At 57.7% G+C, this 14,409-nt stretch carries 10 protein-coding genes; 4 read left to right on the top strand and 6 right to left on the bottom strand.

From position 1 onward, the window contains the following. Positions 1 to 6: 6 nt before the first annotated feature. From AC0V6Q_RS07630 to AC0V6Q_RS07615, 4 genes are all read right to left on the bottom strand, one after another. Positions 7 to 540 (bottom strand): hypothetical protein, encoded by a 534-nt coding sequence (locus AC0V6Q_RS07630; protein WP_486167794.1) that lies wholly within the window; start codon positions 538 to 540, stop codon positions 7 to 9. Positions 541 to 584: 44 nt separating this feature from the next. After that, entirely contained in the window at positions 585 to 1,286 is a 702-nt protein-coding gene (locus tag AC0V6Q_RS07625) for a response regulator transcription factor (protein ID WP_486167793.1), read from the bottom strand. A gap of 285 nt (positions 1,287 to 1,571) precedes the next feature. Further along, positions 1,572 to 1,757 (bottom strand): hypothetical protein, encoded by a 186-nt coding sequence (locus AC0V6Q_RS07620; RefSeq protein WP_486167792.1) that lies wholly within the window; start codon positions 1,755 to 1,757, stop codon positions 1,572 to 1,574. A gap of 107 nt (positions 1,758 to 1,864) precedes the next feature. Beyond that, a complete protein-coding gene (locus AC0V6Q_RS07615) occupies positions 1,865 to 2,497 on the bottom strand; it encodes an isochorismatase family protein (RefSeq protein ID WP_486167791.1) in 633 nt (210 codons plus the stop codon). 181 nt (positions 2,498 to 2,678) lie between these two features. On the opposite strand from AC0V6Q_RS07615, the gene AC0V6Q_RS07610 reads away from it, so the two are divergent. Beyond that, positions 2,679 to 5,969, top strand: a complete 3,291-nt coding sequence (locus tag AC0V6Q_RS07610; protein ID WP_486167790.1) for a glycosyl hydrolase — start codon at positions 2,679 to 2,681, stop codon at positions 5,967 to 5,969. Between the two features lie 37 nt (positions 5,970 to 6,006). Here AC0V6Q_RS07610 and AC0V6Q_RS07605 read toward each other — a convergent pair whose 3' ends face one another. Continuing rightward, positions 6,007 to 7,605, bottom strand: coding sequence for an alkaline phosphatase D family protein (locus AC0V6Q_RS07605; protein WP_486167789.1), 1,599 nt, complete (start codon positions 7,603 to 7,605; stop codon positions 6,007 to 6,009). Positions 7,606 to 7,996: 391 nt separating this feature from the next. Further along, the gene (locus AC0V6Q_RS07600; RefSeq protein WP_486167788.1) at positions 7,997 to 10,510 is read right to left on the bottom strand and encodes a TonB-dependent receptor; all 2,514 of its coding nucleotides are present in this window, start codon (positions 10,508 to 10,510) and stop codon (positions 7,997 to 7,999) included. A gap of 227 nt (positions 10,511 to 10,737) precedes the next feature. Here AC0V6Q_RS07600 and AC0V6Q_RS07595 point away from each other — a divergent pair, with 227 nt between their 5' ends. Genes AC0V6Q_RS07595 through AC0V6Q_RS07585 form a run of 3 tightly spaced genes read left to right on the top strand, consistent with a single transcriptional unit; the run spans position 10,738 to position 14,407 of the window. After that, complete coding sequence (locus AC0V6Q_RS07595; protein WP_486167787.1) at positions 10,738 to 11,406, top strand: GntR family transcriptional regulator; 669 nt, start codon at positions 10,738 to 10,740, stop codon at positions 11,404 to 11,406. Then, on the top strand, positions 11,406 to 12,344 hold the full coding sequence (locus AC0V6Q_RS07590; protein ID WP_486167786.1) for a hydroxymethylglutaryl-CoA lyase: 939 nt from the start codon (positions 11,406 to 11,408) through the stop codon (positions 12,342 to 12,344). The genes AC0V6Q_RS07595 and AC0V6Q_RS07590 overlap by 1 nt, the downstream gene beginning before the upstream one ends. Further along, positions 12,344 to 14,407 (top strand): hydantoinase/oxoprolinase family protein, encoded by a 2,064-nt coding sequence (locus AC0V6Q_RS07585; protein ID WP_486167785.1) that lies wholly within the window; start codon positions 12,344 to 12,346, stop codon positions 14,405 to 14,407. Before AC0V6Q_RS07590 ends, AC0V6Q_RS07585 begins: the two co-directional genes overlap by 1 nt. The last annotated feature ends 2 nt before the right edge of the window (positions 14,408 to 14,409 follow it).

The raw sequence follows: 14,409 nt of genomic DNA, 5'->3' as shown, positions 1-14,409 counted from the left end.
AAATGCTCAATTGGTGAGGATGCGGTCCACCAGAATCTTTGCAAGATCATCCAGTTGCGCCAAATCCCCGGGGCAAGCGAGAAACTCACCCGACGACTTCGCTTCAACCGCGCCGTTGGCCCGCGCATAGACGACCAGACTGGCGCTTACCCGATTGGGTTTGCACTTGTGATACCAGCGACCTTTGAAACCCGGTTCAATTGGCTGGGCTGCCGCCTCTTCGGATTGTGACACCGATTGCAAGCCAAGCTGAGCGCTGCGCTCGGACACGGCGAAATCGGCCACGAAATCAGCGTCAGATCCAAGCGTCACACCGCGCGCGGCAAGCTGCTGTGAAAGCTCATCATGAAATCGTGTCCGAAGGCCTGCCCTTGGTCCATCGTCACCGCTTTCGGTGAGCAATTGAACGCTCGTGATCCGTTGCGAGCTACCTTGCGCCGAGGTGATAGTGGCAGGAGTGGCAATCGCGCAGGCCGAAAGAAGCAATGATGCCAGCACCGCGAGCACCATTTTCATGACGTAGGGTTGTCCCTGTTTCATCGCGGCCTCGTGGCTCCTTTCCCGTTTGCATCACTTCACAGCGATCACTCGGGCAAAGCATCCACCTCAAAGCGATCCATGCGGTAACCAAAGCCAAAAACGGTCCTGATCACAATACCTGATTCAGGCGTAAGTCCAAGTTTTGAACGAAGACGCGAGATATGCATGTCGATTGTGCGCGTTTCGACCGCGATATTGCCGCCCCAAACACGCGAGAACAAATAGCTCCGCGACAAAGGGCGGTCGATGTTTTCGAACAATAGTACCGCAAGATCATATTCTTTTGCGGTAAGCGTGATCGCTTCGCCATCGCGTGAGATGCTGCGGGCGCTGTGATTGACCGTAAACGGGCCGAATTCGGCGGTATCGCGGACTTCTTTGACAGCTGTGCGCCGTCCAGCGGCTTCGATCCGGGCGCGGATGACTTCTTCACTCTCCGGCTTGACGATGTAATCAACAGCGCCTGCCTCAAGCCCTGCGACCACGTCGCTTTTTTCCTGCCTGCTTGTTAGCAGAATGAAGGGCGGGGGAAATTCGATGTTCTCCGTAGCCCATTCAAGCACCTGAAAACCGGTGCGGCCAGGCATGTTCCAGTCGAGCAGAACGACATCGTAAGTGTCGCGCTGCAAGGCTTTTTGCACATCCAGTCCATTGGTGAATTCGTCGACAACATGGCCCGCTTTTTTAACCATGGCCGAAACCTGGTCGCGGATATCACGGTCATCGTCTGCCAGCGCTATACGCATCTCCAGGTCCTCCTTACTCTCACTTGTAACATGAAAGACGTGTTACATTTGCAGGGCCATCAATCCAGCCTTCGCAGCGGCAGAATAGGCAAATATTACATCTTTTTACGTAAGTGAAACAGCCTCAGGGGATCAGATTGCCTGTTTTGCAAAAAGAAAGAGGCGAGCCCCGGGGGGTGGGATGGGGCCCGCCTCAAACGTGTGACTTGGCAATTGGACTGTCTTCACCCGAAAGGCCCAGCCCAACGCCCATGTCAAACGTCAAATCATTAATTTTTCAGTCGCTTAATCAGCCGAACTGGCTGACACTTCGAGGGCTTGCGCTTCCACCGCACCGGCTTCACCCTTCGCGCTGGCACTCGCAAAATAGATCGCCATAAGAAATGAGGCCAAGACCGAAAACCCGCCGACCCCGATCGCAAGCCACAAAGTGCTTGCGCTGGGTGTTTGGCTATCTGCCTTGTGATCCATCCTTTGGCTCCCCCGCTGACGACTCTCGCATGACCCTATACGCGCCATTTCACGGGCGCGCCTGTAAACACTTGCAAATTGTCTCGCTGGAGTAGGCGGTTTACGCTCTATCGCGCAGACAAGGTTCCAAGATGGGCGATGATGTCATCCTCCGATACGACGTCGGCATATTTGGCCTGCATGTCGAACAGATTGGCTTCATGCGGGGCATCATGCCGGTCGCCGCAGGCTTCGCGCACGACGGTTGTGATAAATCCGTGGCTCATCGCATCGACGCATGATGCGCGCACGCACCCGCTGGTCGTGAGGCCGGTCAGGATGACATTGTCGACGCCAAGGCTTGTGAGGGTCGAGGCAAGCGAGGTCCCGAAAAAGGCGCTCGGGTATTGCTTTGAGATAACCAACTCGTCCTCGGTGGGCTCCAATCCTTTGGGCCAATCTCCCATCGGACTGCCTTCGAGAAAGAAACGCAAGGGCGTGGCTTTTTCGAAGAAGCGGCCGCCATTTATGGCTTTGGGATGGTAGACGACATTGGTCAGGATCACCGGGATACCCGCTTTGTGTGCCGCCTCCCTTACGCGTAGGGCCGAGGCAAGCGCATCATCAACATTGGCATACAGATCGCAGGATTTGTCAAAATACCCCTCGACAAAGTCAATGAGGATCAGAGCAGGTGATTTCCCAAATCCCGCCTTGCCGTCATATGCCTTGGCATAGTTTTGATCCAAACCGTCTGTCATCGCATCGCCTCTGTTCTTAGGAATTCTTCGTTCAACCAGCGCGGGGCCATGGTCAAGCGGCAAGCTTGCCTTCCTGGACCAATTCGAAAGGGTTGGCGTACAGATTGTAACGCGTTGCGAAGTTTCGTTTCTTGGCTAATGTCGAGCTCAAGAGAGTCGTCAAAGGGGAGGCCACTTGGCAATGAGACACGTTTTCCAATCCGCCGCACGCACGCTTGCATTTGTTGCGCTTGTCATGGGCTTTGGCCTTGGCACGCCTGCAATGGCGCAAGACGATGAAGGCAGTGCGCTTTCCTCGCTTCCCTTGCGGCTGATTGGTCCGTCTTATGTCTCGGGGCGGATTTCGGATTTCGCTTTCTTCAAAGGCGGGTCGCACCACTATATCGTCGCGACGGCCTCTGGCGGGCTTTGGGTGACCAAGGATGCGGGCACGACCTGGACCCCTATCTTTGACCGCGAAGGCACATATTCCATCGGCGTTGTCGAAATCGCTCCCAGCGATGAGAACACGATCTGGGTCGGCACGGGTGAGAACAATGCGCAGCGTTCCGTTGCCTTTGGTGACGGCGTTTACAAGTCGACCGATGGTGGCAAATCGTGGAAGAACATGGGGCTCAAAGACTCCGGTCACATCGGCCAGATCTGGATCAACCCCGAAGATGCAAACCACGTTTTGGTCGCGGCGCAAGGGCCGCTTTGGTCCGAGGGTGGTGATCGCGGGCTTTATAAGACGACCGATGGCGGAGAGAGCTGGGAACTGATCCTTGAAGTGGATGAGCACACCGGCATCAACGAATTTGTGGTCCATCCCGACAATTACGACCTGATCACGGCGTCCTCTTATCAGCGCCGCCGGCATGTGTGGGTTCTGATCAATGGCGGGCCCGGCTCTGCCATTCACCGTTCAAGCGATGGCGGCGAGAGTTGGAACAAGGTTTCTGCGGGACTGCCGGGAAAAGACGATTTGGGCCGCATTGGCCTTGCGATGGCACCTTCTGAGCCGAACACGCTTTATGCGATCATTGAGGCACAGCCAGATGAACAAGGTGTTTTTCGCTCGAGTGACTTTGGCCAGAGTTGGGAAAAGCGTTCGAGTCACATGACGACGAGCCCGCAGTACTACAATGAGATTGTGGTTGATCCCAAGGACCCCAACGTCCTCTACTCGCTCGACACTTTTTCAAAGCGTTCCACTGATGGCGGCAAGACATTCTCTGACCTCAGCAACGCCACGCGCCACGTGGACGACCATGCGCTTTGGATTGATGAGAACAACACGAACCACATGATCATCGGCGGCGATGGCGGTGTTTATGAAAGCTGGGACGGCGGGCAGAAATGGCGGCATTTCCCGAACCTGCCGATTGTGCAGTTTTACAGGATCCAGCCCGACAATGCGTCACCGTTTTACAACGTGTGCGGGGGCACGCAGGACAACAATTCGCTATGCGGTCCATCGCGCACGACGCTGGTTCACGGTATCACCAATTCCGATTGGCACATTGTGCTGGGCGGGGACGGTTACAAGCCACAAATCGACCCGCGCGACCCTAACCTTGTGTACACGCAATATCAGTATGGCGGCCTCGCGCGCTACGATCGCCGGACTCAGGAGCGTGTTTTCCTGACCCCGCAACCAGAGCCGGGCGAGCCCGCTTACAAGTGGAACTGGAACACGCCGCTCTTGATCAGCCCGCACAATCCTGACCGGATTTACTATGCAGCAGAGTACCTCTTTGCCTCCAATGACCAAGGCAATTCGTGGGAGAAGATCAGCCCCGACTTGACCCGCCAGATTGACCGCAATTCTCTGGAAGTCATGGGCCGTGTGTGGAGCGTTGATGCGATTGCGAAGAACGATTCCACGTCGATTTACGGCGCAGCGATTGCTCTGTCCGAGAGCCCGCTGGTCGAGGGGCTTATTTACGTGGGCACCGATGACGGTGTGATTTCGGTTACTGAAAACAACGGTGCAAGCTGGCGGCGTCTGGAGAGTGTTCGCGGTGTTCCTGATATGACTCTGGTGGAGGATATCATCACCTCCAATCACAGCGCCGATGTTGCCTATGCTGTGTTCGACAACCACAAGCGCGGCGATCACAAGCCTTACGTCTACCGCTCCGGCGACCGTGGCCGGACATGGCAATCCATCGCTGGCAATCTGCCTGTTGGTGGCTCTGTCCACACGATTGCAGAGGATCACGTTGATCCAAACCTGTTGTTTGTTGGTACGGAGTTCGGCCTTTTCTATTCGCAGAATGGCGGGGGCAATTGGCAGCAGTTGAAGACCAACTTCCCAACCATCGACGTGCGCGATATCGAGATCCAACGCCGTGAGAACGACCTTGTCGTTGGCACCTTCGGGCGCGGTATTTATGTGCTCGACGACTATTCGGCCCTTCGCACAAGCGCCTCTACCGTTGCATCGAGCGAAGCCACGCTTTTCCCTGTCCGCGATCCATGGATGTATATCGAAGGCGACCTTTGGGGTACCTATGGCGGCGCGCAGGCGTCGAATGGTGACAACTTCTGGTATGCCGAGAACCCGCCCTATGGCGCGGTCTTTACCTACACGCTTCGCGACGGACTTGAGACGCGCGCCCAAAGCCGCCGCAAGTCCGAGCGCGCGGTCGAGAAGACCGGCGGCGATACGCCGTACCCATCGTGGGAGACGCTTCGCCAAGAGGACCGCGAGGATGAGCCTGCGATCATCTTCACCATCACGGATAGCCAGGGCCAGATCGTGCGCCGTATGACCGGGCCCAAGTCCAAGGGTCTTCACCGTGTCGCATGGGATTTGCGCTATCCAGCGCCTGATCCCGCCCGGATTTCGGCGGGCCAGGTCAGCATCTTTGGCAGTCCTCCAACCGGACCGTTCGTGGTGCCAGGTGAGTACACGGTCAGCATGGGCAAGCGGATCAATGGCGTAGTCACGCCTTTGGGTTCGCCTCAAACCTTCACCGTGAAGCCGCTTGAGAACAGCCCCGAGCTTGCCACTGACCGGGCCGCTGTCCTTGCTTTCCAGCAAGAGACCGCCGACCTGTCGCGCGCCGTCTCGGGTGCTGGCGTAGCCTCGCGTGAACTGCGCAATCGCGTGGCTCATATGAAGGTTGCAGTCGAGGCTTTGACCCAGCCCAATGAGGCCCAGCGCACCACCATCCAGCAGATCGAGGCCATCCTTGATTCTTCCGACATGGCCCTCTTCGGAGACCGCTCTGTTGCGAGCCGGAATGAGCCTGTGCCGTTCTCCATCGCCCAGCGTGTGGGCCAGATCGAGGGCTGGGGCTGGAACCATCAGTCGCCTGTGACCGGCTCTGACAAGACCGCGCTTGAGATCGCCAAGAGCGACTTTGCCGGTGTGCTTGCCCAGCTTCGCGATGCGGAGCTTCGGGTGGATGCGCTCGAAACCGAGCTTGCGAGCCTTGGCGCGCCGTACACTCCGGGAAGCGGTGTTCCCAGCTACCCGCAATAAGGAAGGGCAATCTAAGGCAGGACAATCTGGACGGGGTTTAGGCCTCGGCCAGTGACCCCGGTGCGCCTGCCGCCACAGCCATGCGTTTGCGAGTCTTGATCGTCCCGCCGCGTTTTGACACGTAATCCATCGTTTTGAATTCGGTGGTCCACTGGTCGCGGGTCACTTCGCACATGACATAGCCGCGCTGGGCATTGTGCCATTTGAGGCACTCGTTCTCTTTCTGGATCTCGACCGTATCGGAGCGCTTGTCGACCCCGTCTCCGCTCGACGTGATCGAGGTGGAGACAAATTCTGTCGCTATCGGCTTTGCGCCAGGACGCTGACCGTCAAGGTGCAGTTCGCCTGCATAGTTCTGATGCTCGTCTCCCGTCAGAACGATCACGCTATTTTTGCCAAGCTCTTTCACCTGAGCCAGCACACGGTCGCGCGGGGTCTCATAACCGCCCCAACTGTCGAGATTGCGGCCTTCGCCATCGCCAATCCGGCGATCGAGGTCCATCATCATGATTTGCTGGGCCAGAACCTGCCACTGCGCCTTGGACGAACCGAGCTTTTCATAAAGCCAGTCCTCCTGTTGCTTGCCCAGAACCTGCGCGGCGCGGTCGTCAACACCGTCGCAATACTGCGCCCAGCGGTCGTCGCACGGCTGATCGGTGCGATACTGGCGCGTGTCGAGCAGGTTCAGATCGAGCAAATCGCCAAAGCGTTGTTGACGGTAAATCTGCATCCGGTTGCCCAGCGGCATAGAGGAGGCGCGCAAAGGCATATGTTCGTAATAAGCCTGCATCGCCATCTGCTGACGCAGGGCAAAGATGGCCGCTGGCGTGCCGTCCTGATCGATATCGCCAACCCAGTTGTTGTCGATCTCGTGATCGTCCCACGTCACAAACCATGGGGCAGAGGCGTGCGCCGCCTGCAGGTCGGTATCCATCTTGTACTGCGCATAACGGCGGCGGTAGTCCTCGATGGTGTGGATTTCCTGGCCAAAGTGGGGCCGCACGTTCTCTTCAACCCCGCCGTGCCATTTGGCGCGCATGCGATCGCCGCGATATTCGTAGATGTAATCGCCGTAGCAGTAGATGAAGTCCGCCTCTTCCGCCGCCAGATAGCGGTGCGCGGTGTAATAGCCTTCTTCGTAATTCTGGCAGCCCGCAACACCAAAACGCAGACCCTCAATCGGTTGCCCGATGGCAGGCGTTGTCTTTGCACGGCCCACTCCGCTGCGTTCGCGCCCTGAATAGAAGCGGTAGAAATAGGGGCGATTGGGTTCGAGACCTGCAACTTCGACATGCACTGCATGGCCAAGCTCGGGCCGGGCGATTGCCGTCCCTTCGGCGACCCGGTTCTGCATCCGCTCATCGCTGGCGACTTCCCAGCGCACCTCGACCGGAGCAGGCAGCATACCATAACCGATTTCGAACGGATCGGGAGCAAGGCGCGTCCATATGACAAAGCCATCGGGTTCAGGCTCCCCGCTCGCGATGCCAAGCTGGAACGGATATTGCCGGAAAACAGGGGACGCGATTGCTCCGCTTGCGGTGACCAGCGAAAGGCCGGCAATCGCCGATGCGCCAAAACTTTTGAGAGCAAAGCGCCTGCTAAGCTCTATCCGCCGGGATCGCTTATCGGTCATAAGATCGGTTTCCTGTCATCATTGCGTGGCCCAATTCGGCCTTGCATCGTTCCGGTGTTTGGCCTGTTCGTGTTGCAGTAGTGTTGCAACGCTTAGCCATTGATTCATCGCGTAAATCGGCGCTTTTTGACACACTTGACACACTGTCCAGGGGCAAAAAACCTCTCGATCCGTTTCGGGCGATTTGATCGGTCGAACCGATTGAGCAAAAAAGCGGGCAATTGGGCATCGGACATGAGTTAGCGCAGTGCGTTGGTGTAGGAAATATCGGCCATGCACAAGACCCATTCACGAGGTCCATTCAAAAGTTTGGCTCACAATAGAAAGGGCGGGCGAGCTTTTGCCCATCCCGCCCTCTAGCGACGCCCGAAGCGCTCTTTATCTATTGCTTTTAGAAGCTGTAACCGACTTCCATACCGATCAGGCGGCGCGCGCCCGGCGAGATGAACGAACCGCCAAACTCAATCGCAGGAATGACCTCGTTCAGATATTCGCGGTTGAGGGCATTCTCGGCGAAGATCGCGGCGGAAAAGTCTCCGATCTCAACGCCTGCGCGAAGGTTCAGGACACCAAACGCTTCACGCTGGGCCACGCTGTAATCCGCATCACCAACAAAAGCAGGCAGAGCGAGCGCAGAGCCTGGCAGAAGACCAGAGAACAGCGTTGGCGCGGTTTGATCCTGGAAGGAGTGGAACCAGGTTGGCCCAGTGATGCGATAATCGGCCCGCACGATAAGGTCGACAGTGTCGCTCATCGGAGTGTCGATTTCGGTGCCGAGGTTGATCGTGTAATCAGCCGTGTACGGGCTTTCATTGCCTATGGTCGAAGGACGCGAGCTGTTCGCCTTGATCTCGCTTTCGGTCACATTGACAGATCCGAAGAATTTCCAGCCTTCGATGATTTCAACGCTTGAGTTGAATTCAAGGCCGTAAACCTCGACCTCGTCGATGTTGGAAACCACACGTAAGAGGCCGAAGGAACCAACGAAAAACTCGAAGAACTGCATGTCGTCGACTTCGGTGTAGTATCCGGCAAGATCGAAGGTGAGCCGCCCGTTCAGAAGCTGGCCTTTGACCCCTGCTTCAAACGCGGAAGAGACCTCTTTGTCGTAAACGTCATTGATGGTCACATCTGCGCCGATGAACTGGACAAAGTTGGCATCAATAATCGCCGAGGAACCCTGATTGTTAAAGCCGCCGGACTTAAACCCGATGCCCCAGTTGGCATAAAGGTTGAGGTCGGGGCTGGGCTGATAGCTGATGCTTAGCTTCGGCTGCAGCTGTTTGAACGTCTCGCTCACGGGGCTGAATGCGCCAAAGGCAAGGCCGGGATTTATCGGGCCGCCGGTGAACGGGTCAAGCGCGTCAGCAGGGACAAGGCTTTCCGAAGAACGATCTTCGACGTCATACCGGAGAGCCAGGCCGATTGTGAGATCATCCCACGCATATTCCGCATTGCCGAACACGGCATAGACGGTGGTGTCGAATTCATCGTTCAAAAGGAGGCTGGTCGGGTTTGAACTGTCCGGAGCATTGAACAATTCGCGGCTGACGCCGGCACCCGTATCGCCGCCGATGGAAACGCCGGTTTCACGGTCGATGTTGAGGAAATAGGCACCGATCTGCCAGCTCAAAGCATCGCCGCCATTGGAGGCGAGGCGGATCTCTGCGCTGATGTCGGATTGTTCGCGGATTTGCAGCTGTGTGCCATCGCACGTCGTCGGGCTGTATGCGCCAAAGGTGGAGCCATTGGCGGGCGCAAATATGAACGGCACAGGGATTTGCCCGATGAAGCCGGGCTGGGCCACAGGAAAGCCGGTGAGCTGCGCGGTGGTGGCAAAACAGCTGTCGACCACGCCTTGGGCGGCCGGGTCTGCTGCATTGATGAAGCGGGCAAAATCAGCGCTGGTGCCATCTGCCGTCAGAAGCTGGTCAACGTCTGAATACAGGCCCCAGGCGGTCAGCGTCATGTCGCCGAAATCATGCTCGATCTTGGCAGAGATGTCGAAGCTGTCCTGCTCGTTGGTCGGGCGGATATTGCCGTTGTAAACGAAGGGATGCTCGTTCACGTCTTCGAAGAACGCCGGGTTGGTGGCTCCGAATGCAGGGATGTGGAAAGAGGAATTGAAGTTGATCGACGCTCCGCGCAGTTGCGAGTAGCGCGCCTTCACGTCAAGTTCGGTTGATGGCCCAAGGTCCGCGACTAGACGCCCATCGACCGACCACACTTCCTGATCGTCAACCACGTCTGCATTCAAAAAGCCGTTGCGGAAGAAACCGTCGGTGGTCCGGTAATAGCCTGATGCTACGATGCCGATGTTTTCGCCAAGGGGGCTGGAGATGAAGGCGGTGCCTTCGAATGTGTTTTCATTGGCATAAGAAGCGCGCACACCGCCCTCTACAAAGTCACCGGGCTTCACGGTTTGTAGGACAATCGCGCCAGCCGCCGCGTTGCGGCCATAAAGCGCGCCTTGCGGGCCTTTCAGGATTTCAACCTGTCGCAGCGTGCCTTGGTTCTGGTTCAATTGCGCAGTGTTGGTCTTGAGAATGCCGTCAACGACCAGTGCAACCGAGCTTTCCGCATCGCGCGCGCCGTTGATGCCGCGGATGTTGATCTGGGTGTCGCCTGCCTCCGCGGTTCCTGTAACGATGGTCACGCCGGGGGTGAGCTGCGAGAAGTCGGATGCGTTTTGTGCGCCGGTCTTTTCCAGAGCATCTGCGGTCAGGACGGACACAGACGCCGGTACATCTTGCAAGCGTTCGTTCTGGCGGCGCGCGGTCACGATGATCGCGCCATCGTCTTCTTCGGCTGCTGTATCGGGAGTGGAGGTGCTTTGTGCGGCCGCCGGTGCAGCGATCGCCAGGCTTATGAACGAGGCTGCGGTGAGAAGTTGAAACTGACGCATTTGTATATTCTCCTTCAATCGCCCCGCTTCCCCGGAACGATCGCGTGACACGTTTGTTCTTTTGGCACCTGGCCATCAGGGCCCCGAGCACGGGGGATGGCCAAAGCGGATCCCGCCACTTTCGAAGGCGGTTTGAACAGACCGCCTTGCGTATCACAGGCTTTATTGTATACAATTGGCCGAAGTCAAGTTCCTTAGTCCCTTGTCCGTGAGCCGAGAATTCCTCCATGACCAAAGCGTCAGACCGCGCCTATGATGCCATTCGCGGCATGATATTGTCGGGCGAATTATCGTCAGGCGATCCGCTGCGTGAAGAGGCCTTGGCGCAAGCTTGCGGTGTTTCAAGAACGCCTATTCGAGAGGCTCTTCGCCAGCTGGAGGCCGACCTTCTCGTTCGCCGGACCGAGTCGCAAAGAAGCTATGTGGCGGATTGGTCGCTTGACGATGTGGCCGATGCGTTCGAGCTTCGCGCGATGCTAGAAGGACACGCGGCACGGCGAGCTGCAGAGCGGATCACCGATGACGTGATTTGTGATTTAAAGCGTTATAATAATGCGATATTTACTGCCATTTCGAAATCCCAGCCTGATGTTGCGGCCTTCCTTGATCAGAACCGCGAATTTCATGCGCTAATCCTCGATACGGCCGGGTCGCCGCGGCTCAAGAACCTTTTGACAGCTCTTATCGAGCAGCCTGTCGTCTGGCGTACGGCGCACAATTACGACCCCAAAGCGTTTGAATGTTCTCACAGTGAGCACGCCGATCTGATCGCTGCGTTCGAGCGGCGCGATGGCCCCTGGGCTGAAAGCATTATGGCGGGACATATCCGGCGGGCGTTCCATGCCTATTGCGATGCTCACAAGGGTATGAAGCGGCTCGAGAGGGGTGCGGCGTAATGGCAACAGTGTATACAAAAAGTGTCGAGATCGTCGAAGTGAGCCCGCGCGATGGTCTCCAGAACGAGAAAACCGCTGTCACAACGCAAGACAAATTGCGTCTGATTTCCCGCGCGATTGATGCAGGCGCACGGCGCATTGAAGTCACAAGCTTTGTCAATCCGCGCGCGGTCCCTCAGATGGCCGATGCAGACGCAGTGTGCGCTGGCCTGCCGGACCGTGATGATGTGACGTATATTGGTCTGGTTATGAATCAGCGCGGGGCCGACCGCGCTTTGGCCACGGGCCGGATCGACCAATTGGGCGCGGTGTGCGTGGCCACCGATACCTTTGCGATGCGCAACCAGGGCCAGACCAGCGATGGTTCGGTAGAGGCAGCGATGGCGATAATTGAAAGCGCCAAGGCCGCTGGCAAAACCGCGCAGGCGACGATTGCGGCAAGTTTCGGCTGCCCCTTTGAAGGCGAGGTCGCCGAGCAGCGCGTGATCGAGATGGCCAAAGCTGTTGCCGAAGCAGGACCGGTCGAGATTGCGCTTGCCGACACCATTGGTGTTGGGAACCCTGCGCATGTGACGCGCCTTATCGAAGGGGTGAAAGAGGTCCTCGGCGATCTTCCTATCCGCATGCATTTTCACAACACACGCGGAACCGGCCTTGCCAATGTGTGGGCCGCTATCGAAACGGGGGCTGCGACCATCGACGCCTCCATCGGCGGGCTGGGCGGTTGTCCCTTTGCGCCGGGCGCTGCGGGCAATGTCGCCACCGAGGACGTCCAATATATGCTGGAGCGAGCCGGGATAGAGACCGGGCTTGATCTTCAAAAACTCATTGAAACCAACGCTTGGCTTGCGCCCATTATGGGCAAGGAGCTTCCTGCGATGGTTGCCAAATCTGGCGGTTTTCCGGCCGCTGGTCCCAAAGAAAAGGAAATCGCCTGATGCGCTATCGTCTGGGTGTGGATGTGGGTGGCACGTTCACCGACCTATTGTTGTTCGACCAGGATTCCGGAGCGTTCTGGCGGCACAAAACGCCATCGACCCCGCATGACAGCTCGGAAGGGATTTTGAACGGAGTGCTTGCGATCACTGCCGAGGCAGATGTTGCTCCGGGCGATATCGAGTTCTTCCTCCACGGCACGACGGTCGCGACCAATGCGGTGCTGCAAAACAAGGGCGCGCGCGTCGGTTTGATCACCACAGAGGGTTACCGCGACATCATGCAGATCGCGCGCAGCTTTGTGCCCGGAGGTCTAGCCGCGTGGATCGTGTGGCCCAAACCGCAACCTTTGGCGGCGCTAGAAGATACGCTCACCGTGGGTGGCCGCATGGATGCCGACGGCAATGAAGTGCGTCCCGTTGACGAAGCAGGCGCGCGCGCGGTGTGCGAGCAATTGAAAGCGCAAGGGGTTGAGGCAATTACGGTCAGCCTCATAAACGCCTATGTGAACGGCGCGCATGAGACGCGCATCGGCGAAATTGCGGAAGAGGTTTTTGGCGGCGCGGTGCCCATCTCGCTCTCCCATGAAGTGCTTCCTGAAATGCAGGAATATGAGCGCACGCTCTCCACCGTTGCCAATGCGGCAGTGCGTCCGATTGTCGGCAATTACATATCGAACCTTCGCGACAAGCTGGTTCAGGCTGGCGTGAAGGGCAAGCTTTCGCTGCTGCGTTCCGACGGCGGCTTGATGAGCAGCCAGAAGGCCGAAGAGCATCCCGTAAACATCCTCATGTCGGGTCCTGCCGGCGGGGTGACGGGCGCGGTTTGGGTAGCGAAGAACGCTGGCCTCAAAAACATTCTCACCCTCGATGTGGGCGGGACTTCGACCGACGTTGCGCTAATCGAAAACCTTGAGCCGCGCCGGGTGCGCACCACGGAAGTGGGCCATTTGTCGGTGCGCGCATCGGCGCTTGATGTGAAGACCGTGGGAGCGGGCGGCGGCTCTATCGCTCACGTGCCGGAATTGACCGGCGCGCTTCGGGTGGGTCCCGAAAGCGCAGGCGCTGTGCCGGGGCCGGTGGCTTATTCCAAGGGCGGCGAACTGCCGACGGTGACCGATGCCAATGTGGTGCTGGGGTACTTGCCCGAAGACCTGCTGGGCGGATCGTTCAAGCTCGACCGTGAGGGCGCGAAAAAGGCGGTGCAGACCATCGCCGATGCGCTTGGCGTGAGCCTGATGGATGCGGCGCGCGGGATCATTGATATCGTCAATGAAAACATGTTCGGCGCTCTGAGAATGATCAGCGTTCAGCAAGGCTATGACCCGCGCCACTTTGCCCTGATGGGTTTTGGCGGGGCAGGGCCTTTGCATGTGAACGCTGTTGCGAAACTCATGGGTTCTTGGCCTGCGGTCTCGCCCGTTTCGCCCGGTGTTCTGTGCGCGCTTGGCGATGCGACCACGCGGATGCGGACCGAGACGGCACGCTCTTTCAGCAAGCTTGCCGATCAGACCGATGTGGCTGACCTCATCGCGCTGCTCGACGAGATGGCGGCCCAAACGCGTGCTGAATTGGAAGCCGATGGCATTCCTTCAGACAGTATCACCAGCGAGTTCGAAGTCGATGTGCGCTATGCTGGGCAAGCCTTTGAAGTTCCGCTCACAATCGACCAAGCGACTTTGCGCGAGAAAGGTATCGAAGGCATTCTTGCCCGCTTCGACGAAGAGCACCACCGGCTCTTCACCTTTAACATGGATACCCCGCATGAGATCGTGAACCTTCGCGCTGTGGCGCTGGGAGAATCGCTGGAGTTGGAAGCGCAGGAGCTTCCCAAAGGCAATGGCGATCCATCAGCTGCAAAGATCAAAGATCACACTCTCTGGATGGACGGGCAGGAACGCCAAGCGGTCATCTACGACCGCGCGAAACTGCTCCAAGGCGACACCATTCCGGGCCCAGCGATCATTACCGAGATGGATTCCACCACGCTTGTCGAACACGATTGCACCGCTTCAATCGATGCGGTGGGCAATATCCTCATCAACCCTACGAAAGCGGAGGGCTAAAC

The organism is Erythrobacter sp. S227 (assembly GCF_057364925.1).
The sequence above is the reverse complement of the archived record's forward strand: the minus strand, read 5'-3'. Positions and strand labels throughout refer to the sequence as shown.

What these genes read in the sequence shown, in the direction of transcription:
- AC0V6Q_RS07615 (WP_486167791.1), bottom strand. Translation starts at nt 2,497, where the DNA reads ATGACAGACGGTTTGGATCAAAACTATGCCAAGGCATATGACGGCAAG.
- AC0V6Q_RS07610 (WP_486167790.1), top strand. Translation starts at nt 2,679, where the DNA reads ATGAGACACGTTTTCCAATCCGCCGCACGCACGCTTGCATTTGTTGCG.
- AC0V6Q_RS07630 (WP_486167794.1), bottom strand. Translation starts at nt 540, where the DNA reads ATGAAACAGGGACAACCCTACGTCATGAAAATGGTGCTCGCGGTGCTG.
- AC0V6Q_RS07620 (WP_486167792.1), bottom strand. Translation starts at nt 1,757, where the DNA reads ATGGATCACAAGGCAGATAGCCAAACACCCAGCGCAAGCACTTTGTGG.
- AC0V6Q_RS07595 (WP_486167787.1), top strand. Translation starts at nt 10,738, where the DNA reads ATGACCAAAGCGTCAGACCGCGCCTATGATGCCATTCGCGGCATGATA.
- AC0V6Q_RS07625 (WP_486167793.1), bottom strand. Translation starts at nt 1,286, where the DNA reads ATGCGTATAGCGCTGGCAGACGATGACCGTGATATCCGCGACCAGGTT.
- AC0V6Q_RS07600 (WP_486167788.1), bottom strand. Translation starts at nt 10,510, where the DNA reads ATGCGTCAGTTTCAACTTCTCACCGCAGCCTCGTTCATAAGCCTGGCG.
- AC0V6Q_RS07585 (WP_486167785.1), top strand. Translation starts at nt 12,344, where the DNA reads ATGCGCTATCGTCTGGGTGTGGATGTGGGTGGCACGTTCACCGACCTA.
- AC0V6Q_RS07590 (WP_486167786.1), top strand. Translation starts at nt 11,406, where the DNA reads ATGGCAACAGTGTATACAAAAAGTGTCGAGATCGTCGAAGTGAGCCCG.
- AC0V6Q_RS07605 (WP_486167789.1), bottom strand. Translation starts at nt 7,605, where the DNA reads ATGACCGATAAGCGATCCCGGCGGATAGAGCTTAGCAGGCGCTTTGCT.